The 23,162-nt window shown below is 48.1% G+C and carries 11 protein-coding genes and 1 pseudogene; 2 read left to right on the top strand and 10 right to left on the bottom strand.

The window, feature by feature from the left end:
• Window positions 1-11: 11 nt before the first annotated feature.
• The 3 genes from LCM00_RS19110 to LCM00_RS19120 form a co-directional block, all read right to left on the bottom strand.
• Window positions 12-1,673: a S8 family peptidase gene (locus LCM00_RS19110; protein WP_224905073.1), complete on the bottom strand. Its 1,662-nt coding sequence runs from the start codon at window positions 1,671-1,673 to the stop codon at window positions 12-14.
• Window positions 1,674-1,834: 161 nt separating this feature from the next.
• Window positions 1,835-3,232, bottom strand: a complete 1,398-nt coding sequence (locus tag LCM00_RS19115) for an N-acetylmuramoyl-L-alanine amidase (protein WP_224905075.1) — start codon at window positions 3,230-3,232, stop codon at window positions 1,835-1,837.
• Between the two features lie 813 nt (window positions 3,233-4,045).
• The gene (locus tag LCM00_RS19120; RefSeq protein ID WP_224905078.1) at window positions 4,046-7,453 is read right to left on the bottom strand and encodes a S8 family serine peptidase; all 3,408 of its coding nucleotides are present in this window, start codon (window positions 7,451-7,453) and stop codon (window positions 4,046-4,048) included.
• Window positions 7,454-7,687: 234 nt separating this feature from the next.
• On the opposite strand from LCM00_RS19120, the gene LCM00_RS19125 reads away from it, so the two are divergent.
• The gene (locus LCM00_RS19125; protein WP_224905080.1) at window positions 7,688-8,728 is read left to right on the top strand and encodes an LCP family protein; all 1,041 of its coding nucleotides are present in this window, start codon (window positions 7,688-7,690) and stop codon (window positions 8,726-8,728) included.
• A gap of 168 nt (window positions 8,729-8,896) precedes the next feature.
• Here LCM00_RS19125 and csaB read toward each other — a convergent pair whose 3' ends face one another.
• The 5 genes and pseudogenes from csaB to LCM00_RS19150 all read right to left on the bottom strand — a co-directional run bounded on the left by csaB (window position 8,897) and on the right by LCM00_RS19150 (window position 16,233).
• Window positions 8,897-9,970, bottom strand: coding sequence for a polysaccharide pyruvyl transferase CsaB (gene csaB / locus LCM00_RS19130; protein ID WP_224905082.1), 1,074 nt, complete (start codon window positions 9,968-9,970; stop codon window positions 8,897-8,899).
• Window positions 9,967-11,841, bottom strand: a complete 1,875-nt coding sequence (locus tag LCM00_RS19135; RefSeq protein ID WP_318247632.1) for a DUF5693 family protein — start codon at window positions 11,839-11,841, stop codon at window positions 9,967-9,969. Before LCM00_RS19135 ends, csaB begins: the two co-directional genes overlap by 4 nt.
• Window positions 11,842-11,910: 69 nt before the next feature.
• Window positions 11,911-13,461: pseudogene (locus LCM00_RS19140) on the bottom strand (putative polysaccharide biosynthesis protein); the annotation flags it as partial.
• A 1-nt stretch (window position 13,462) separates the two neighbouring features.
• Window positions 13,463-14,194: a WecB/TagA/CpsF family glycosyltransferase gene (locus tag LCM00_RS19145; RefSeq protein WP_224905084.1), complete on the bottom strand. Its 732-nt coding sequence runs from the start codon at window positions 14,192-14,194 to the stop codon at window positions 13,463-13,465.
• Between the two features lie 122 nt (window positions 14,195-14,316).
• Window positions 14,317-16,233: an S-layer homology domain-containing protein gene (locus LCM00_RS19150; protein WP_224905087.1), complete on the bottom strand. Its 1,917-nt coding sequence runs from the start codon at window positions 16,231-16,233 to the stop codon at window positions 14,317-14,319.
• A 278-nt stretch (window positions 16,234-16,511) separates the two neighbouring features.
• On the opposite strand from LCM00_RS19150, the gene LCM00_RS19155 reads away from it, so the two are divergent.
• Entirely contained in the window at window positions 16,512-17,738 is a 1,227-nt protein-coding gene (locus LCM00_RS19155) for an acyltransferase (RefSeq protein ID WP_224905089.1), read from the top strand.
• 41 nt (window positions 17,739-17,779) lie between these two features.
• Here the strand turns inward: LCM00_RS19155 and LCM00_RS19160 are convergent, their stop codons facing one another.
• On the bottom strand, window positions 17,780-19,687 hold the full coding sequence (locus tag LCM00_RS19160) for a stalk domain-containing protein (RefSeq protein ID WP_224905091.1): 1,908 nt from the start codon (window positions 19,685-19,687) through the stop codon (window positions 17,780-17,782).
• Between the two features lie 1,120 nt (window positions 19,688-20,807).
• The gene (locus LCM00_RS19170; protein WP_224905092.1) at window positions 20,808-23,159 is read right to left on the bottom strand and encodes an S-layer homology domain-containing protein; all 2,352 of its coding nucleotides are present in this window, start codon (window positions 23,157-23,159) and stop codon (window positions 20,808-20,810) included.
• Window positions 23,160-23,162: the final 3 nt, after the last annotated feature.

Here is a 23,162-nt window from a genome sequence, read left to right on the forward strand (position 1 = left end):
TTTTCTATTTATTACTGTCTTATAAATGAGGCGTCCAGGGCACGTGCCAGGAATACGGCAAATTCACCGCGCGTTACACTGGCAAGAGGCTTGAAGCTGCCATCCGGAAAGCCGGTGGCAATGCCTGCTGCTGTCAGGGCATTGATCGGCTCTTCGTAATATTTGCCTGCCTTTACATCTGTGAAGATATTTCTTCCTGTCACGGAATACGAGAATGCCCGCTGCAGCATCACCGCTACATCTCCGCGGATGATCTGCCCGTCAGGACGGAAAGAGCCATCCGGAAAACCTTTTACGATTGACTGTGCCGCTGCCTCCCGGATATAGCCGGAAGCGAATGAGGCAAGAGATACATCATAAAAGCCTGAATCTGCTTTTTCCCCCGGCAGGCTGAGTGCCTTGCCGATCATGGTGACCGCTTCTGCCCTTGATACCGGCTGGCCTGGCTCGAAATTGCCGTTTGTATAGCCTGTGATGATTTCCTTCTTATATAGATAATCAATTTCCTTTGCATACCAGTCTGCATTGCTGATATCAGGGAAAACATTGGCAGCGGGAAGCTCTTCTTTAGCATCTGGCGCCTGTACAAGGCCGTAGCCGTACTCCACGTCTTTTCCCTTCATACCAAGGTCAATGGCTGATGCCTGCATAAGGCTGCGGATTTGTTTATTCGTCATATTCGGATTAGCCTGCTTATATAGAGCTGCTATACCGGCTGCGTATGGGGAAGCCATTGAAGTTCCCGTCAGGTAAGCATAATCCTTCGTCGCAATGTAGGAACTCCAAACCCTTTCCCCAGGAGCCGTTAGCTCAAGCGAGCTTCCATAATAAGAGAAAGCCGATCTTTCATCATTGCGGTTGATAGAGCCCACTGCAATGACGGATGGGTAGCGTGCAGGATACAGGACGTCTGCGTTGGCAGGCGCTGTTGTGACCGCATTCCCGGAAGCTGCAAAGATCAGCATACCGCTGTCGTACGCCTTTGCCAAGGTCTCTTTGAGGAGATACGAACCCTCCGGAGCAGTTACGCTCATATTGATGATATCAAGCTTCTGCTCGATGGCCCAGTTAATCCCGGCCACGATATCGGATAAATTGCCGTCACCGCTTTTGGCAATTACCTTTATTGCATAAAGCTCTGCATCAGGAGCCACGCCGACTGAGCCGAAATCATTGTCGAGCGCTGCTGCTATGCCGGCCACATGCGTGCCATGGCCCTGGTCATCGTTATAGGAAGAGGCATCTTCTACGAAGTTTACCCCGCCTGCTATCCTTAGATCCGGATGATCCTTGCGGATGCCGGAATCAATGATGCCGATCTTTACGCCCTTGCCTGTCCATCCGTTTGACTTGGAAGCATCTGCATTGACTCTTGTATAGCCCCAGTCGGTGATCTGGGCGTTCGTTCTGACCACTTCGTCTTCTTCAAGCTTGAGGACTGATGACTCTCCCGCCAGTTTTTCATAATCCGATTTATTGATTGTGATAGACACAGCTGACAGCTCTGTGAAACTATGGTGAATTTCCCTGGCATATTCTTGTACCAGCTGCGGATCTATACTTTCTTTAAAGTTCACGATTACCCGCTCTGTCTGCTCCTCCCCCTGGGCAGGGTGGGGAAGAATTAGGAATAATAGAACCATAGACAGTATCGGAAGTAATTTTTTGAACATTTCATCCTCTCCTAACATAAAAGGAACATTCTTCTCTATTAAATACAAAAAGGGGACTGCCCTGCGGTCTATTCACCATAAACCTTGAAGAAGCAGTCCCCGTTCTTTCTTTTTATGGCCTTATTTTAAAAAGAAACGGACAAAGTGTCCGTTTCTCGTTTCTATTCTTTCCAGTTATAATAATCGACGATCCCAAGGGCGATCGCTTCTGCCATTTTATTTCTGTATGCATCAGACGAAAGCTTTGCTGCATCGCTCTTATTGGAGAGGAAGCCCAGTTCAACTAAAACCGATGGAAGCGGGTTATAGCGGATTACCTGGAAGTTCGCCGTTTTGACACCGCGGTTCTGCGTGTCAATTGCTTTGTAAAGGCGGTTCTGAATAAAGGTGGCAAGCTGTCTGCTGCTTTCGGCACGGTCGCTTAATGCAGCGGTGCTGTAATAGGTTTCTGTCCCGCTTGGAGAACTGCTGCCATTTGTATTGCCATGGATGCTGACAAAGCTGTCTGCCTTCGCGTTCACTGCAATGTCGACACGCTGTCCAAGTGTCGGATACGTATCCCCTGTCCTTGTCATGACGACCTGGATTCCTTTTTGCTGCAGGATATTCCTGACCTTCAGGCTGACGGACAGATTCAGTTCCTTTTCGTAAATCCCATTGGAGATTGCACCAGGATCTTTGCCGCCATGCCCTGGGTCAATAGCGATGATCCGCTTGCCGCTCGGCTTAACGACTGGTTCAAGTGAATCTGCCAGGTATCCTGAATGGACAAACCCTTTCAGGCTTCCTGAAGAGGCATAAACCCAATCACCTTGAGAATAGTAGATTGTTACTTCCGCATCCTGAGGCAGGCTGCCGACTACGTTATAGCCAGTGCCTGGACCTGTACGGACATTCAGGTCTGTTGCTGTTACGTATTTGACGCCTGATGGCTTAAGATCAGCCTCTGAAACTCTGAAAGACTGGTCAAGGCCTCTTGCTGTGAACAATGAAAACTCCACACGGGTGATGGCATTGCCCGGTTTGAAGCTGCCATCCGGATAGCCGTTTGAAAGGCCGGCCGTCACGATGTTGTTGATGGCTGTATATTGTGCGCCGCTCGCTGCGACGTCTGAAAAGAAAACATTGCTTGTCTCAGATAGCTCGAAGGCTCTTTTCAGAAGATACGCCATTTCGCCTCTTGTCATTTTATCCTTCGGACGGAAGGTTCCTTCCGCGTCCCCGGTGATGATGCCTTTATCTGCTGCTGACTGTATGTAGCCTGATGCATAGGAATCTTTGCTGACATCCGAAAAACCTGTCTGCCGTTTGTCGCCGTTCAACCCTAAGGCACGTCCAATCATAGTTGCTGCTTCTTCTCTTGTTACATCCAAATTCGGACGGAACGTCGAATCAGGATAGCCAGTGACTACGCTGCGCTGCATTAGATAATTTACTTCCGATGAATACTTGGCCGGAATATCACTTAGCGAAGCTGCCATCCCTTTGCCGCCCATCGAAATAACCAAAATACAAACTGCGACAAGAATCGATAACCCGTAAGTAATTTTTTTAAACATTGCTGCTCAGATTCCCCCTGCAATTCTAGATTCTGTCATATTGTAACACATTTCCCAGTCTAGTTTGTCGGTTTTTTGAAATTCATTCTTTTGACTTAGGAATCTATTTGTGGTAAATACCATTCGGAAACCATTGCTGTTGCAGGGTTTTGTTGGGTTTTTAAGCAAAGGCTTGGAATTGTTAATGGATATATTTACTAGTTTAGAATTGTGTTAGGGTAGAAATTCACCTTTGACCAATCCCATTATCGATAAAGAAAATTAAGCATCTTCACCTAGACTGCCATCAAAGTTTGAGTACCCTGTTGGTTGGAGCGGAAGGCACGCAGACTCCTGCGGGAGATAGCGGCAATGCTGAGACCCCACAGGAGCTTGCTCCGAGGAGGCTCAGCGTCGCCCCGCGGAAAGCGAAGTGCCTGGAGCGCAAACCAACAGCACCGTCTAGAAGCAAAACAAGACTGCAACTTGTCTGCAGCTTGGGAGCTTGGACTCCCTCCTCTATTAATATTCAATCTAAGGAATATAGTGATTCAAATTATTCTACTTTTAGAACTGCATACCATAGATTGAGCTTAGTTATACTGCTATCAAAATTTTAAAAACCCTGTTGGTTGGAGTGGAAGGCACGTAGACTCCTGCGGGATTGCAGCGGCAATGCTGAGTCCCCGCAGGAGCTTGCTCCGAGGAGGCTCAGCGTCGCCCCGCGGAAAGCGAAGTGCCTGGAACGCAAACCAACAGCCCCATCTAGAAGCAAAAAAAGACTGCAGACAAACTCAATTTCTGAATTTGTCTACAGCCTTAATTTTGTTTTATTTATTGAATCTTCAACTCATAAGGCTCTGCTGATGCCTGGTTCAATGCTTCTTTTACTTTAACCCAGTATTCGCCTTTCGCCAGGGTGATCCGCAGTGTTTCTGCATCTCCAGCCTGGTAGAGGTCGGAAGCAGCAATTTTTTTGCCATTTTGGTAGAGCTCGATGACGCCGTCAATTTCCTGGGAAGCGGTCAGTGAGATGCTGACTGTGTGTTTGCTGCCGACGCTGAATGAGTACCAGTCTTCGTCCCCGTAGCCAATCCCCGGATTGAACCAGCCTTTTTTGCTGTAGGCTCCTGAGGCATTTTTCACGATTTTCACCGGTTTGACTTTACTGATGTCCTTATTGCTATTATGGGCATCTTCATCTTTTGCAACAGCCGGCTTTACATTCAGCTTGTAAGGCATCAGGGTAAAGGTGCCGCTGCCTTCCATATATGAAGACACAGCAATAAAATAATTGATGCCTTTATGCGCCTTGAATGAGCCGTAAGTGCTGCCTGTTTCCAGTCCTCTTTCTATATAAACGGCTTTGTTCAGCTCTTCTTCATCTGCTTTATGGTTCTTGTTAGCATCAGGAATGACCGCTATATAGCTGTAGAAAGGCTGGAGCACTTCCTGCGGGTAGGCTTTCTTCAGCTCGTCTGTCAGTTTGGTGCGGCTGACGCCGATACTGTAGAGCTCCGTTTTGTCTGCTTCCATATAATAAATGTCTGTGTCATACGATTTTGAGAAGGTGGAGGTGAGGGTTCCGCCCTTGATTGTCTTGGCATCCTCGAATTTATCATTCGGCTCAGAAGCGTCCTGGCTGAAGTCCTTCACCTTCTGGATCTTGAATTCATATGGATCAAAGCTGATTTTATCAAAGTTCATGAAGTCATTCTGCACCTGGAAGTAATAGGTTTTTCCTTTTTCCAGCGAGAGATAGACTTTATCCTTAAGGATTGGGGCAGCCCAGCCGTAATCGAAGTTGCTTCCGATCGGCATAAGGTACTCCATTTTTTCACCTTCTGGATCTGCTTCGAGTTCCTCGATCTGATAGCCTTCAAATGACGGCACAAATCTGCTTCTGCTGAAATCTGCTGCATAAAGCCCGGAGCTTTCGGCAGTGAACTGATACCAGTCCTGATCCTCCATCTGCTGCAGATAGCCTGATGTATAGCCGGCTGTGCTGACAGGAAGGGCAATCTCCTTGATCATGGCAGCCATATTCTGTTCTTCTTCCATCCCCGTTTCTTTAGTGTTCTGCTCCTCTTCTATCGGCTCCTGGCCTCCCATCATGAACTGGTCCTCATCTTCAGGGAAGACCTTTCCTTCTATCTTAAGTTCATAAGCATCCAAGGAGGATTTCGGGACGGCATTTGTTTCCATTTCTCCTTCGTAGAAGAAATAGTCATACGGCCCGTAGCCCGGTTCTGGCTGATTTGTCACTTTTATAAGATAGTCTGCGTCCTTCTCAGCCTGGAAGACGAGCTCCTCTCCCTGGCCGATTCCCTTGCTGTTGCTGTATGCTACCTGTTCAAGAGGGATTTCTTCCCCTTCCGGAAGGGTGGTCCCCGGCTCCATTTCTGCTTTCCGGTAAACGCCTATCCCTGTATTCACGCCCGGAAGTCCTTTGAGCTGGACCCGGACAGCCTGGGACTCGGCACTCTTGAAGGAATAGACGTCTTCATCCTTTTCTTCGCCTTCAGAGAACAGTGTCTCTTCCTTGCCGTTCCAAGGAAGACTATTCACGGTGATCGGATTTTCCGCTGATGATTTGTCTTCAGGTGCCTCTTCTTTGATCTCTATTTTCAGCTCATAGCGTGATTGCTTTTCTTTGCTGTCATCATACTGCCCATTGGCATCGCTCACACCGACCGCCAGCTGGCCATCCTTCAGGATCGTCAGCAGATGGCCTTCTGTTCCGCCTGCCTTTGCTTCATTGATTTCGAACTTTCCGAAGCCGCCTTTCAGCCACTGGCCATTCAGCTTATAGTCGAACTGGCTGCTGCCCTTGAGCGTCAGCTGGACTTTCTGCCCTTCTTTCACGCCGAGCTTGATCCAGTCCTCCTGCTGCGGCGTGGTGACAGCGCCCTGGATCACCTTTTCAGTTCCGGCTGCCACGACTGCTGCTTTTTCAATGCTCTTCTGCCTTTGGGCAGCAGGGCTCTTGACCGCTTCCGGAATCTTCTTCATGTCGAAGCTGAGCGCCTTTACAGGATTGACAAGGCCGTAGCCGTATTCAGCATCAAATCCAGCTCTGCCCAGATCATCCGCAGAATGCTTTAGTATATATTCCACCTCCCTGTTTGATAGGGAAGGGTACTTGGACAATAACAGGGCCGCTGTGCCTGACACGACCGGTGCAGCCATGGATGTACCGCTCAACGGGCCGAAGGTGGATTTCTTTTCCAGGTCATAATAGGTGCTGTAGATGTTTTCGCCCGGTGCGACGATGTCCATCGACGGACCGTAGGTGGAAGAGACGGCCTTCTGCTTCTTCTCATCTACATTCCCAACAGATATGACGCCTTCAAAGGCGGCAGGATAGTTGACGCTCTCATCACCGGTATTGCCGGCAGCTGCTATGACGGTGATCCCCTCTGATACGGCTTTGGCCACAGCATCCTTCAGTACCTGTGAAGGATACATTCCCCCGAAGCTCATATTGATGACCTTGGCTTTTTTCTCAATGGCATACAGGATGCCCTGTGCGGCTGCATAATCTGTTGCGCCCCAGCCTCTGTCAAACACATCAATCGGGAGGATTTCTGCCTGCGGACTGATGCCGTAGCCTCCCATGCTATTATCCTTGATGCCGGCAATGATCCCGGCAACATGGGTTCCGTGGAAGCCGGCCTTCGCGGCGCTCATCGGGTTGGCGGCATTATAGCTTGGCAGCAGATTCTTTTTCAGCTCAGGATGGTTCATGTCCACCCCTTCATCAATGACAGCCACTCTTACCTTTTTGCTGCCGGCAAGATTCTGGGCCTTGGCGATGCTGAGCATGTCCAGATAATACTGCTTTGAAGCCTTCGGATCGCTGCTTCCCAGGGATTTATAGGTAATGCTAGGCTGGATGCTTTTTACGTGTTTCAGGGAGCTGAGGCCTTTAAGGGCCTTCTCCATATTATTTTTATTTTTCACTTTAATGACAGCTGTATTAAGGGCAGGCATCTGCCTGAGGAGGACGGCTCCGCTTTTCTGGAGCTCTGACTGGCTGAGGGGCTTGGAGTATTTGACAACGAGTGTATCGCTGCTGACCGGCTGTTCACTCCCCTTTTCCTTCAGGGCGGCCGGGTGGAAGAACTGGGCTGAATCGTTGACAGAAGCGATCTTCAGCCCATCGGCGTGGACAGGAAGATTCATGCCTAGCATGGCAGAGACAAATAGACCGGAAACTATTTTACGTGTGGTTTTTTTCATAAAATACCTCAACTTCCATATTATTCTATTACTTTAATATTACATTAACAGCTTATCCCCCTCCTAGGCAAACGGTTTCGAAGAACAATTTTTCTCAGGATCTGACAAAATTTAAAGAGTTCTTGTGTAAAATGGATTTTACGGCTGAATGAAAAAATAGTAGAATAAAGGAGTTAATCTTCTTCAAATTGTGTCGAAAATAACCTTATCAACTAAAAGAGGAGTATACATGAAATGACCAATAATAGACGGGGGCTTTCCCTTGAGAGAAAGAAGAAGCGGAAAAGGCGGATCCTTGTGTTCATCTTCCTTCCATTGCTTCTTCTCGGAGCTGCTACTGCCGCTTTCGGCACCCATATCTACGGCCAGTTCAAGAATTCCATGGCCAAGTCATATGAAGAAATAGAAGGCCGGGAGAAGTCGCCGGTCAGGGCACAGGAAGTGACCATAGATAAAGATAATATCTCGATGCTGATCATCGGCGTCGATGACAGCGAAAAGCGCGGCTTTGGCGAAACTTCCCGCTCTGATGCCCTGATGCTTTTGACCATCAACCAAAAAGACAAAACAGCTAAGCTTCTGAGCATACCGCGTGATTCTTATGTGTATATCCCGGAGGTCGGGTATGAAACAAGAATCAACCACGCCCACGCCTACGGCGGTCCAAAGGCGACAATCGAGACAGTGGAAAACCTGTTTGATATTCCGGTGGATTATTATGCCCGCGTCAACTTCCAGGCCTTTATGGAGGTCATTGACGCTCTTGACGGCATTGAAGTGGATGTGCCGTTCGAAATCACTGAACAGGATTCAGAGGATAATGCCGGCGCCATTACGCTTGAGCCCGGTGTTCAGATGCTTGACGGCGAAGAAGCTCTTGCTTTTGCAAGGACACGCCATGTCGATAATGACATCGAGCGCGGAAAACGCCAGCAGGAAGTCATTAAGGCAGTCATAAAGAGAGCGACTTCCGTATCATCTCTGACGAAATATGACGATGTGTTTGATGCCGTCGGGTCGAATATGAAAACGAATCTGACCTTTGGCGAAATGAAATATCTGGCGCAATTTGCCGTTAAAAATCGCCTTTCCATCGAATCACTTACACTGGCTGGTGAGGATTCTACCATGAATGGTGCTTATTATTACCAGCTTGACCAGGCAGCATTGGAAGAGCTTAAGACTGAATTGCAGACTCACCTTCAGCTCAACGGCGCTTCAGCTGATACAGAGGCTGATGCAGGGATGGAAGAGGAAGCAGGAACAGAAGAATAAACTAATAGATACGAGAAGTTCGGGATGCTTGCATTCCGGGCTTCTTTTTTTTGGATTGCAGGGCGGCTTGTGTTTTGGTTTGAGATTATGGTATCAATTTTGCCAAAATAAAAAACTGCAGACAAGCCCGATTCTTCATAGGGTCTGACTGCAGTTTTTTATATCATTCTAGCGTTCAAATAGCTGGATGGCCTGCCTGGCCGTTTCCATCGCTTCCTTTTGAAGCGGTTCGATCCGTTTTTTGAGTCTGCTTACTTCTTCTGCTTCATTGATCAGTACATGCTGGATGGACTGGTATAATGATTCAGCGGTCCAATTATCCTCATTAACATGGCCGGCAACCTGCTGGCAGCTGATCTCAGCAAAAGCATCGATCTTTGGATCATATGACAATGCCACGAACGGAGTTGATGTAATCGCCGAGAAGATGAGTGCATGCAGCCTCATACCGACAAGCAGATTGGATTTCCCGATAACAGCAATCTTTTCTTCGATCGAGTCATTGTATGGGGAAATATAAGCTTTCGCTGTCATCATCCCGGCCGTTTCAGCTGATGCTTTATGATCATGCTCCCCGTGCATCGGCAGGAACACGATATTCACACCCTCTTTAGCTAGCAGATCAAGTGCACCGGCAATCTTCTTCTTGAAGTCTGCCGATGACGGCCAGTCCCTGACAGAGACGGCTGCCACCGGCCCTTCAAAGCTTTGCTCATCAAACCAGCTGTTTTTCAGCCCGTCCATTTGCAGGCCGATGACAGGGTCGGGTACAAGCCCGATAATGTTCTTGAGGCCGATGTCCTGGAGAAGCTGCCTTGATGCTTCATCCCTGACCGTGATTTCTGTCTTTTTCAGGATCATCTTGACGATCTTCTTGTTCAGACCTTTATGGATCGGCCCCATTCCCTGCGCATAGATGAAGACAGGCTTGCGCAGGAGCTGGGCGATTTTCATGATGCCTGTGTAATAAGGAATCGACTTGCCGCCCGTTTCATCCTGAAGCAGGCTCCCTCCGCCGGAAATCAGTCCGTCTGATTCCTTCAGTGCGGCGCGGACCTCAGGAAGCTTCCAGCGGTTCACAGCATCCACCCCGTACGTTTCCTTCGTATAATCGGGATTATTGGATAAAACGGTTATCTGGATATCAGGCTTGTGTGTCCTTAATGCCTGTATGATTGAAAACAGGATCGCTTCATCACCGACATTATCAAAGCCATAGTATCCGGAAAGAACTACTTTCATGCGAACCACCTCGGCTTTATTTTCTCATTGAACAGGGCCAAGGCCTTTTTGAAGATAAAGATCAGAACAAGCCCGATGATCAATCCAAGTGCCAGGCTGTAGAACGTCCGCAAAATGGAGACGTACAGCGGGATATGCAAATGGGTGAAGGTATTCATGATCGACAGGAACCCGATGACACCCGGAATCAGCAGATAGGTGCCTGCCCTCTTATAGAGCGGCAGAACATAAAGTGCCAGGACATAGAGCGGGAATCCGATCAGGAATTCCTTTGTCCTCGGCCTTACATACATCGCTTCCTCCAGCCATTGCCTGACAGTCAGCTCAAGTGATGATACTGAGCCGGCATTGCCTGTGCGGCTGATGTAATACAATCCGACAATCCCGATGATGCCGATGACGGCCAGATGCCAGTATTCCACCCTTGTCCGCAGAAGACCCTTGATCTGGGTCCAGATTGCATAAGCAAACATGAAGAAGATCGGCACAACATAAATCAGCTTCACGCCTCTGAAGGCTTCGACCTTGACGAGATACGAATTGCCGTTCAGGAGCGCCACCATGATCAGGATGCCGATCGCACTTACCACAATGGCCCGCAGATAGGTGATCAGGATGTTTTTCAGGCCCTTTGTATCCCTGATTGGCAGGATTGCATAGATCGGGGTGATGACTGCCACAAGCAGTGCAAGCCCCTGGACAAGCAGTGTTTTACCGAGGACTGCATAGCCAAGGCTGATAACAGCCCCTCCGATAAGCGCCAGGTAAAAGAGAGACTTCCTCTTAAAGATATCCAATGCTGCGAGCGCAATGAAAGAGATCGCTGCCAGGAAAGCAAAAAGAGTGCTCCACACAGGAACGTCTATTTTTTGGAAAGGCTCTGCCTTGCCTGCATGGAAAAGGCCAGGCATGGTGCTTTCGACTTTTTCGATAAGTTGAGCCGTGTTTTTCAGTGACTCTTCTCCTGTATCCGCTGATTCCATCCTCAGGAAGATAGAGCGGATATTTCTTTCTTTCACAGCCCTTACCGCTCTGTCGATTCCCTCTTCAGGACTTGAAACTCTGTTCAGGTCAAGACTGTGAAGGCGGATGACATTCATATCAATTGTATTTGAAAGTGTGAAGAATCCCTTTTGATCCGCAAATTCGATTGCATAGGCTGACATGCCGTTTTCATTCATTTGACCGGCAAAGTTTTTGATCGGCCCGGGATCAGGGAAGCCTGCCGCCTCATCTCCCAGGAATAGGATGCGGTCTGAACTCTTGTCTGCCAGATCGAACAGCTGTCCGTACAGATAGCCGCTGTCTTCCTCAGGCAGATTCGGCACTCTCCATACAAGCGTCAGCCCGGATTGCTTGATTTCTTCAATGGTGCTGTTCAGATAGCCAAGATAGGCAGATTCAATCTTACTGGTGCTGCCAGGGATGAATAGAAGCTCCCTGCCCTGGAAAGTGACCTGCTCAGGTTCAGCTTCTGCAAATTGCTCCTGCAGCCTGTCCGTCAGCTCATTGCTTTCTTCAATGGCTACAAACAGCCCATCTTTATCTGTATCAATTCTGTCTGCTTCTTCATCAAAAACAGACAGCTCTTTCATCCGTTCTGCTGAAAGTGTTGTCACATACCCTTTTTTCTCAAGCGAGTCGAGTGTTTCCGGTTCAATGCTGACAGCTTTCAGCCCGGAATCCTTCAGCTCTCTTATTACGTCCCCTTCAGACAGGCCGGAGCCGGTCATGGACGTCTGCTCAATATCGCTGTAAGGAATGACAGTCTCATATGCTGTATTATTCCATTCCGCCTGAAAACGCTGATATACTCCCGGGATTGCCAGGATCAGCGAAACAACCAGGAGGCCAAGCATTGCTTTTTTCATTGTCTTCGCACCCTTTCCAAGGTCCTTGCTCCGGGCTTTTCCCCCTTGAGCGGGAGCAGCCGGAGTTCTGTTAAACAGCTTTGATATGATAGGGAGCCTTGAAAGGTCGTCCCTGTCCATCCCTTTTGTCGCCAAAAGCAGGATGAAGTAGATAAGCCCGCCGGCGCCTATTGCCAGCAGCGAATAGATCAGGGCTGTTGTCCTGCTCCATTCTCCTATATTCAGGTATAAGGTCGGAATTCCGATGACAGCTCCCATGATAAGCGAAGACAGCACCATTGACGTGTTCTTCCAGCTCCAGACAGGGAACGGGACCGCACGCCAGATAAAGTAGGTGTTCACCGCAAAGATGACGATATAGACGAGGAGCGTCGAATATCCGGCCCCAATGAGTCCGAACATATTGACGAATAAGATATTCGTCGCGAGCTTAAGGGCAACACCGCCCAGGATGATATAAGCCGCCAGCTTGGCCAGATTCATGCCCTGCAGAACGCCCGTCCCCAGGATGGAGAGAGATGTAAAGACAGCACTTAAGCCAATGATGCTCAATACCCCGCTTCCCTCCAGGTCTGTGAAGAGAGCCAGGTTAAGAGGAAGCGTCAGGGCGAACAGCCCAAGCGCAGCCGGCCAGGACACCAAATGGGTCAGGAAATGGGTGCGGGCAACAATGCCTGATGCCTCATCGTTCCGGTTCTCTGCCATCGTTTTGGTGATCAGCGGAATGAGCGGCAGTACGATTGAGGATGAGAAAACGGTCGCGATTTGGACGAGCGACATCCCCCTGCCATAGATTCCGTATAAATAGTTGATATTCTCATCATTACCCTCGATACGCGCAAGGCTGAAGGGAATGGTGACTGAATCGACAAAATTCAATAATGCCATCGTGATGGCGCCGATGCAGATCGGGATGGAAATATAGAGAATTTCTTTACCGATCTTTTTAAACACAGAAAAGCTGAAGGCAGCTTTTCCCTTTGGCTTAAGCGGAGACCTGGCAAAAAGGATGCGCAGATAGACCGCTGAAGCAGCTGCCCCCAGGATCGAGCCTATCATGATGCCGCCTGCGACCGTTTCATCTGTACGGTTCTGCTGGACGAGAACATATGCTGCGGCAAGGATGATCCCTACCCTGATCAGCTGTTCCAGCACCTGTGAAATGGCGGTCGGCTTCATATCCTGATAGCCTTGGAAGTATCCGCGGTAGACTGCCATATAGGGGGCTACCAGCAGGGTAGCCGAAACCACGATCAGTGCGAGCCTTGTGCTCTGCCCGCCCAATACAGCAGCAATTTGTGAAGAAAAGCCGAAGATGAGCAGGAAGCTTGTGATCCCGAACATCAGGGCAAGGATGACCGCTGTTTTATAAATATGGCTGATACGGTCTTCGTCCTGATGGACATTCGCTTCCGAAATCAGCTTTGAAATGGCGATCGGGATGCCTGCCACAGACAGGATCAGGGCGACCATATAGACTGGATACACAAGGCTGAATATACCGAGCACTTCATCCCCGGCAATATTCTGCAGGGGTATCCTGAATATACTTCCCAATATTTTCGATAATAGCGTTGCAGCAGAGAGTATCAAGGTACTTTTGACAAAATTATTGTTCATGTCACTTCTTTGCTTTCTGGCTCATGATTTTCAGAGCGAATCGCGGCAGGGCCAGCATCCTCTTCCAGCGGCTCGGCTGCTTGATCAGCCTGTAAAACCACTCAAGATTGGCCTTCTGCCAGATTTCCGGAGCCCTTTCAACGGTGCCTGCGATGACGTCAAAGCTGCCGCCTACACCAATGAAGACACCTTTTTGGAAACGGTCAATGTTTTCGGCGATCCACTTTTCCTGCCTTGGCACACCAAGGGCCACAAACACAAGATCAGGCTCTGTACGGGCGATTTCGTCCTGGATCTCTGATGAAGACCAATCGAAAAAGCCATTATGTGAGCCGGCAATCTCTATCCCGGGATAGTCCCGGCGGATATTGGCAGCGGCTTTATCCAATGTTTCCTGCTGTGCCCCAAGCAGATAGATCCGGAATTTCTTTTCATTTCCGTGCTCCAGGAGGCTGACCATCGTATCATAGCCTGTCACCCGCTCCGGGAGCGGCCTGCCCAGCATACCGGCCGCTTTCACGACGCCGATGCCGTCGGCTGTCACATAGGTGGCTTTGTCGATCAGCGTTTTGTATTCGGGCTCCTCCACCGCCTTCATGACGATTTCGGGATTGGCTGTGACGACAAAAGCCTTTTCATTTTTCTCTATATCCTGAACCAGTTTTTGCACAAAACCGGCCTGTGTTGCATTTATAAAAGAGACACCTAAAATGTCCACTCGTTCAAAGCTCATCGTTATACTCCTTGTCCGCAAAATATTCTTTACTAATATAACATAAAAGAGAAGTAACACATAGATGCTACTTCTCCTTCAATGCTATTCAGGCAGGCTGTGAGCCCTTATAGGTTTTGCGGCTATTCGGCCAGCTGGACTTCCCTTACGTATTGTCCGAGAGAACCGCTGCCATATACATGGCCAAGTCTGTTTGTGCTGTCATCGGAGACGAGCTGATACCACATGGCTCCGTCCTTCTGCGCCTTCTGCGAATAGATGAACGGCATGCCGACAAGCTTCATTTCGTAGATTTCTGGATTCTCTGTCCCATAGCCGGAACGAACCTTCAAGGAAGGTACCGTATTAACTGCAAGCTTATGGGCGTTCAGATCCCTTTTGCCGAGGAAGCTGTCTGCGCGGTACATGTGGCCGGCAATCCGCTCTCCCCAATATGGGTCTGACGCATACTTTACATTCATTCCGATGCTCTTGTTCCCAAGAACGGCACCATTATAATAGGAGCCTTTTGGTGACTGATAAGATGCTGCAACATACTTAGCAGCCGCTTCGATTGAAGCCTTGAACGAAGGATAAGTGGTCGCGCTGTTATAGGCATCTCCATCATATGCTTTCATTCCATATAAGTTCTTCTTGTCTGTGGCGATCGCACTTGTGCCCCATGCACTCTCATGGATGGCATGTGCCATCAGGTACAGTGCATTGACTTGATATTTCGCTTCCATTTCCTTGAAGTCCTTGCCTGTTCCCGCCAGCGGGCTGACAGGGAACTTCGCTTTATAGGAAGCCGGGAACATCTCGGTCAGGTAACGGTCGATTTCTTCGGCCGTGTAGCTTGTTTCAGAGTGAAGCGGCAGATAATTGAAATACGTATAAGCTTCTCCTGCTTTTGTTCCGCTTGCTGTCGTATAGTTTATGCCATCCCAGCTGTAATACTTCTGGCCCTGTGCCATAAAGGATGGAGCCTTTCCAAGCAATGTATCTGGCGTGAAGGCTTTTGTGATCGGATTATATACAGCATGGTATAGTTCTCCGCCCACATTCTTATAATAAGAGCGGTCAGTCACGAGTGAGCTTGGGATCAGGTTGACATCACCTGGGGCCACATAGCCGATTGTGCTGCCGACCATAATTTTCACAGATTTCTCAGTGGCATCATAATATTTAAATTCTGTACCAGTGCTGACATATGTCCTGCTTATGCCGGACAGGTCTGCATTATCATAAATGACAGTGAACTTATTGGCTGCTGCGCTGCCGTTTTTAATGTAGACAATATTATTCCCCTGCAGGACGACCTGGTTGTCCACTGCGCTGTTTTTCGCACTTTGGAAGCTGTCAAACTCCCTCAGGACGATCGGGCTGCCGTCAGAATTGATCAGGGCCACCTTATATTCAAGGTTCTTCGGCGGGTTGACCGCCTTCAACATCCGGTTCAGCACCGCTGCAGTCTGGCCGCGGGTCGTTTTTGTCAGAGGGCCGAATGTATTGTCGGAGTTTCCTGACATAATCCCTAAAAATAGCAATCTCTGAATGGAATCTTCGAAAATAGGATTGATTTTATCATTATCCTTAAAATTCAGAGCTGCCGGCTGGGAGAAGATCGCTCTTGCCGTAAGGGCACGGTTGATCATAGCAGCCATTTCCTGGCGTGATATATTCTTGTTTGGCAGGAATGTACCGTCTGGATATCCTCCGACTAGACCGGCCTTCACCGCTGAATCTACTGCAGCATAATACCAGTTCTCCGGCTGCACGTCCTTGAACAAAGGCACTGCTGACTGTGCAACAGAAAACTCTGCCGTCTGGGTCGGCTGAAGCTCCAGCGCCCTTACGATCAGTGCGGCAAATTCTGCCCTTGTCACCGTGTTATCAGGCTTATATACACCAGGGCCATAGCCGCCAAGAATGTCCATGGCTATCAGTGTGCGCATATCCTTCTCAAAATAGTGATTTGTAATGTCATCCGCCGCATATGAGCGCGGGACATGGACTAACAGCAAAAAAACAGAAACTACCGCCACAATTATCCGCTTCATCTAAAAACTCCTTTTATTGTTTTCTCCTTACTAATCTAGCAAATTTCTACAAAATTCTCTAGAAAAAATTTGAAACTCTGCCTAGTTTTTAGTAAGGATATGAAGCTTCAAATCCTTTAAAATAGGGAACTATTGATGGGAATACTATAAATATCCCACAAATTACCATGTTTAAAGAGAAGAAATAAGGGAAGTTTTGTATCGTTAAGGAGTTTTACATGCGAGAGGAGATAATCGGACATGCTAAAAAAAATAACCTTAATAGAAATGGTGAAAGCATGAAAAAGCGAAATTTAGACCAAATCCAGCTCGCCAGGGCCTTTGCCATCATTGCCGTCCTGGTTGTCCATACCTCTTCAGAGGGTGTGACAAGGCTTTCGCCTGATTCAGCTCTGTATCCGTTCTATAATTTCTTTAATATTGCCGGAAAACTCGGCACACCGACATTTATCATGCTGAGCAGTTTTATCCTGTTTTATAATTACTTCAACCGTGAGCTTACGATGGATCTGATTAAAAGCTTCTACAAGAAGAGGCTCAAATTCATTCTGATTCCTTACTTTGTCTTCTCTCTTTTATATTTTGGATTGACGTGGCATCTGTACTACGATTTCCCGACGGCTGCCAGTGCGGCTGAAAACTTCCTCTGGAAGCTGTCACTCGGGAAAGCCTATCCGCATCTATACTTTGTGTTTATCAGTGTCCAGCTTTATATCTTATTCCCTTTGCTGATTCTTCTATTCAAGAAATCAGGATTCTTAAGGAAAAATGCTTTTTGGCTGGGGCTTGTAATACAATGGGCATGGGTGTATATCAACCGCGAATATCTGCAGGTTCCATATAAAGGATCTATTTCCCTTTCATATATGTCGTTCTATTTTATCGGTGCCTACCTTGGCATCCACTATGAAGCGATCATAGAAAAAATGAAATCGAAATCGTTCAGGACAGCATTATTTTCCGGACTGTTCAGCGGCTATGCAGTGATGCTTGTCATGTATACAGGGTATATGTATATCCAAAGAACCGGGAAGTTCACCAGCCTGCTTGATCCGCTTCCATCATGGATCACCAGCAACCTGGCTGAGTTCACCTGGGCAACACACGCATTATTTGCAGGACTTGTCCTGTTCTTCCTTGCCCACCTGTTCAACGAAAGATTTTCTGTCAAAACAAGGGCTGTATTTATGGAAATCGGGGCCACTTCTTTTGGCATCTACCTTGTTCACCCGATGCTCCTGATCCTGTTCCGGGATCTTGTTCCGAACGGCTCGCCGATCGTCTTTACTTTATGGCAGATCGCAACCTTCTTCGGCATTGCTATCATCAGCTGGGCAATCGTAAGGCTTGCCTATAAAGCCGTTCCTGCGTACTGGATTCTCTTTGGAAAGCTGTCTCCGTTCTTCCAGCTTCCTAAAAAGGAAAAAACAAGACTGTTCTCGAGCTACCGTGATGACAGCACCCTTGCTTATTCGCATTATCCTAATAAGAGAAAGAACGACTGATAAAGAAAAGCCAAAAGGCAGCTGCCTTTTGGCTTTTTCTATTAGTTCAAGGTCAGTACATCAATGGCTAATGGAAGGGCTGCACCGCCGCTGTGCATAATTTCAAGCTCAATGCTGTCCTTCGGCCCTGTCACGGTATAGTCGATTACATTGGCCACCTCAACAGCAGGCTTGATGGATGGAACCATATACACCTTGCCGTTGACCTTGATGGCGCCATCATATTTGCCGCCGCGGGCGCTCAGCCTTACTCTTACCGTTTTCGCTTCGCCCGTATCGTTGATAATCGGAACGGATACCTTATAAACAGCACCGTAATGGCCGGAGTTTTTCATTACTTCCTTTTCCGGGCTCCCTATTGAAGCTTCTGCAGACAAGAGGTTATCTGTATCGCCATTAGATATGCTGTAGGCAATCTCAGGGCTTCCTGCCTGATATGCCGGCAGGGCTGCAGTCAGCTCAGCGCTTTTCCAGACTCCGCGCGGATGGGAATTGATTTTATCCGTCGGGACCGGCGCGTCCTTGATGCTTGTCAGGTCTCCTTCATTCTGAGTCAGCACGACGCGGATCTTGTAGGAAGCATTCCCACCGGCAGAGTTTCTGACCGTAAAGTCCTTGAGGAAGCCGATCAGGTATTTGCTGTCTACGCTGAATGAGTTGATGAGAGCTGTCTCACCCGGCTTTACAGTAGGATATTGCATGCTGATCTGTGAAAGCTTGTCGCTCAGCACTGCCTCTGCCAGCGGAAGGCCGACATCAAGGTTTGCCCAGCCATTGGCGCTTGCACGGTCAATACCTTCGATGTCTGTTACTTCAAGGCTGTTTGTTTGCGAGAGGTTTTCAATCGTGATCCCAAGCTTGGCACGTTTCCCAAGATCATTGACATGCCAGCCGTATACCCTGTGATCTGTCTTGGCATCAGAGGTGTTCACCTCATCTTCCCAGAGCGTTACATTATCATATTGGACAGTATATTTATTAAGGTTTTCCGGATTGTCACTGATCATCAGCCTTCTGTTACCGCTGAATTCAGCACCTGGTATATTGACCGGTTTGATGATCGGCGTCTGCTCGATATTCAGGAATTCACTTCTCAGCTTTGTCCGATTGATGAGCAGCCTGATTTCTGAAAGCCCCGGTGATACCTGGATGGATCCCCCGAAAAGGTCAGTGATCAGCCTGACAGGCACATATACTGCTCCACCCTCACGGATCGGCATATCATTGAGCTGAACTGAGCTGCCATTTACCATGCCATAGTTTTTGCCGACTGACATTTTGACGCTGATGCCTTCCATGTCCAGGTATAAATCATCCCTGTATTCTTCATAAGAAATATCGCTTCCCATGAAAGGGACGAACTGTTTCAGGGGAACATAAACTTTGTTATTTTTATTGATGACTGGAAGGTCCATTTCTACCTTCTGGTTATTTAAATAAAGAGGGATTCCCTTTTCCACCGGTTCTGGATCAGGCTTTGGAGCCGGAGGCTTTACAGGGCTTCCGCTAGATGTAATCGCAACGCTGCGGGAGCTGCTGTTCCAGTTGACATATCCCTGGTAGTTTTCGCTGATGAAACGGAGCGGAACAAGGGCGCGCCCATTGATGATGGCTGCCGGGACATCCAGCATGGTGGCATTCCCGTCTACGAGGGCTCTCTTTGAATCTACTTTGAGCTCGATGGTCTGGCCATCGCGCCAGGCTCTGATCATTTTTGTGCTGTTGTCATAATCGATTGCTGCACCAAATTCCTCGAATAATGCCCTGAACGGCACAAGCACCCTGCCGCTTTTGATGACTGGCTTGACGTCAAAGCCAATTTTGTTTCCATCGACTGTTACTGTGATCGGTTTTGCGGCTGCCTCTGCTTGTCCTGCGGATCCAAAGGCGCTGAGTGCCAAACCTGCGGCTAATAGCATTGAAACTGTTTTTCTGCCAAACTTATACACTTTGTACCTCCATTGATATGTAAGTATATCTTGATTGCTGATCAAGAAAAAAGAGGGTGTATTGCTGTTCCCAGGCCCGCCTTTTTCCTTAAAACTCAAGAACTACTTTATTTTACCATTAATTCTATTATTATTTCAAAATATAGGAAGATTAATGTTGGGAAATATTAGAAATTTAGTATCTAATTTATTTTTAGTCTAGTCTGCTGATACTTTTAAAAATCTTTTTACAGCCCCATATGGGGCTGTTGATTTCCGTTCCAGGCACTTCGCTTTCCGTGGGGCGGCGCTGAGCCTCCTCACGCTTACGCGCTGCGGGGTCTCAGCCCTGCCGCTATTTCCCACAGGAGTCTTCGTGCCTTCCACTGCAATCAACAGGGCTTTGAACGGTTTTAGATGGCTTTATGGGGAAAAGCTTTTAGGTTAGCTTTTTGATTATGATTTTCTCTGTAAATCATAATTTTAGTCGCTATGGTTAGTTGTTATTTGGCTTGCGAAGGGGGCTGTTGATTTCCGTTACAGGCACTTCGCTTTCCGCGGGGTGGCGCTGAGCTTCCTCGTCGCTGTCGCTCCTGCGGGATCTCAGCTTTGCCACTGCAATCCCGCAGGAGTCTTCGTGCCTTCCACTGCAATCAACAGGGCTTTGAAGGTTGTTGGGCGGTTTTATGGGGAGAATCTTTTAGGTTAGTTCTATGAATGACTTTTATAATCATACAGAAAAACGCTCAGAGCTGAAGAACTCTGAGCGTTCCTTATCTATCATCATCATTAGTTGAATATCGCAGTAATTACCGTTTCTTTAGAAAACTAAAATATACTGTGAAAAGTATGGTCACTAGGATTGCATAGAACCACACCGAGCGATGCCAGACGTTTTTTAATTCCTGCCAAAAGCTCATACCTCCCTGTTCGGGAGGCAAAAGGGAGTATAAGGATACTTCAATATAAAACATGGCTAGGAAGAACAGGAATAATGGGAGAAATAGGGTCCATATTAAGAGTTTGAATTTCAAAGGGCCACCTTCTTTATTTTGTTTATACCTGCTATAAACAGAAAAGTTCTTTGAAATATCTTAGCATGGTATCTCCTGATTTCCCTGATTAAACCAAAAGCCTTGTTCTAGTTATTGATAGTTTCAGTACTTTGTTGATTGGCATTTTCGTCTGCCGTGTCGGATGCTGCATTGTCCTCGGTTTCAGGTGTTGGTTCTTCAGACTGCTGTGCCTCCTGATTTTCGGGAGCTGTTTCGCTTTCTTCTGCTGCAGGCTGCTCTTGAGCTGCTGACTGCTCAGGTGTGTTTTCTGCAGGCTGCTTTTGCAGGACAGCTGCGAGTATGCTGGCGAATTCGGCTCTAGTGATTGGGGCATCCGGCCTGAAGGTGTTGTCTGGGTAGCCTTCTGCCAGTCCGTTGGAAACGATGGCTTGAATTGCTTCATAGCCCCAGTGATCTTTCTTTACATCCGGGAATTCAGCGGTGCTGCTGCTTTCAAGGTCAAAGGCATTCATAATTACTGATGCCATTTCTGCTCTTGTCAGGCTTCTTGACGGATAGAAGTAACCGTTTGGGTTGCCCTTCATTATTCCATTAGCCGTTATTCCTGCTATAGAATCATAATAATAGTGGCTTTCTGGGACATCCGGGAAAGATGGAGCTGTTATTTCTTCCTGGAGCGGAAGTGCACGTTCCAGCAGGGCGGCTGATTCAGCTCTGGTGATCTGCTCTGATACCCCAAAGCTGCCGTCTGCACGGCCGTTCGTAATTCCCTGATCCTTCAGATATCCGACAGCATCCTGTGCCCAGTGCCCGTCTGTATCAGTAAATTTGTTCGTATAAGCCACTGTGATAGACACTGCCTGGCTTTCATTTCCTGCTCTATCAATCGCTGCTGCGGTTAAAACGGCTTTTGCCTTTTGGACAGGAATCGTGACCGTAAAGCGTCCATCTGCGCCAGCCTTTGATTCACCAATTACATGCCCTTCCCTGGCAATGATGACCCGGCTGCCGGGTTCACTAGTGCCTGACACGCTTTGTGAGATATCGCTGACAGGATTGACCACAGGACTCTCAGGCGCCACTGTATCTTCCTCGGCAGGCGGGGAAGAAATAAGAGCTGTCTGGGATGCCTGATGCCAGCTTACCTTCGCGCCGAGTGCTTCTGAAACGAAACGGAGTGGAATCAGCGTGTAGTTGTTGATGATCTTCGGCGGGACATCAAGCGTGCTGGCCTCTCCGTTGATATAAGCAGTTTTTGACCCTGCCTTTAGCACAATGGCGGCAGAGCTGCTTTTTGCAGTGATTGTCCTGGTTGCCTGATCCCATTTCACTTCTGCACCCAGCTTTTCAAATACGCCTCTGACTGGAACCATTGTACGCCCATCGATTGAGAGGGCCGGCTGTTCCAGATCAATAAGGTTTCCGTCAATCTTTACGCGCACTTCCTGCGGTTTTGGCTCTCCGCCCCGCGCAAGATACAATTTATAGCCCTCACTGGCGGCATAAAGGCCGACGTACTTATTTTCTGTCCAGATGCTGCTGAACTGGCTTAGCGCTACATGGGAATTCCCTGAATAGGTGCCAAGCTCAGGGGTAAATCCAGGCCGGCCGAATTTCTCTACAAACCAGTCTGTATAGCCTCCCCCGGATGGATTGGAAACGGCTGGAACGAGACTGTAGCCTGTCAGCTGCCCAAGCTTTTTGGCGTGGGTCTGGTCGCGTGTATAGATTTTTCCTGTCTGATTAAAGTACCAGTACAGAATTTCTCCGCTCGTATGATAGGCAATGGCCATTTCAGGGTCGATTTCCTTTGTGAAGCTGACCATCGCTTTTGTCTCTGATGCCTGTTCAGGGGCTGACCCTTTATAATTGCTCCACCTTGGAGCTGGGAAGTTGCCGTGAATATTGGCCCAGTCGGCATCATACTGCCTGTTCAGGTCGACTCCTTTTGCATTGGCCTTCCATTTCTTAAAGCTTGTGCTTCCTTCATTCATCTTTATAAGAGAGCTATGTACACTTGATGGGAATTTGCTGAGCCCGTACTGCTGGAGCGTCACTCCGTCAGGATTCACCATCGGCACAAACCAGATGGTGGTCTCATCCAATGTCTTCCGGACATTATAACCGCCAAACGTCTGGTTCCCCCTGTACATCTGGGCATATTGCTCCAGCATATGCATATTCAGATTGGTTGAAATCCATTCGCGGGCATGATGGGATCCGTTTATGAAAACAGTTGCGTTTCCGGTCCCAAGCGACACCGCATAAATGGTTCTTCCGTACTCACTTTTCCCTATGCTTTTGTACTTGATGATGTCCGGGTATTTGGCAGCGAGTGCTTTTATATCCCTCGCCATCATCTCATATGTATACGTCTGCTTCGGATTTACTATATCTGCAGCAGATCCTTCCGATGGCTGAAAAAGAATAAGAGAAACCGCCATCATAATTCCTATTAAAAGCTTTCTGGTTGTCACAAA

This window comes from Bacillus infantis, from assembly GCF_020171945.1.
GTDB classification, from domain to species: domain Bacteria; phylum Bacillota; class Bacilli; order Bacillales; family Cytobacillaceae; genus Bacillus_AB; species Bacillus_AB infantis_A.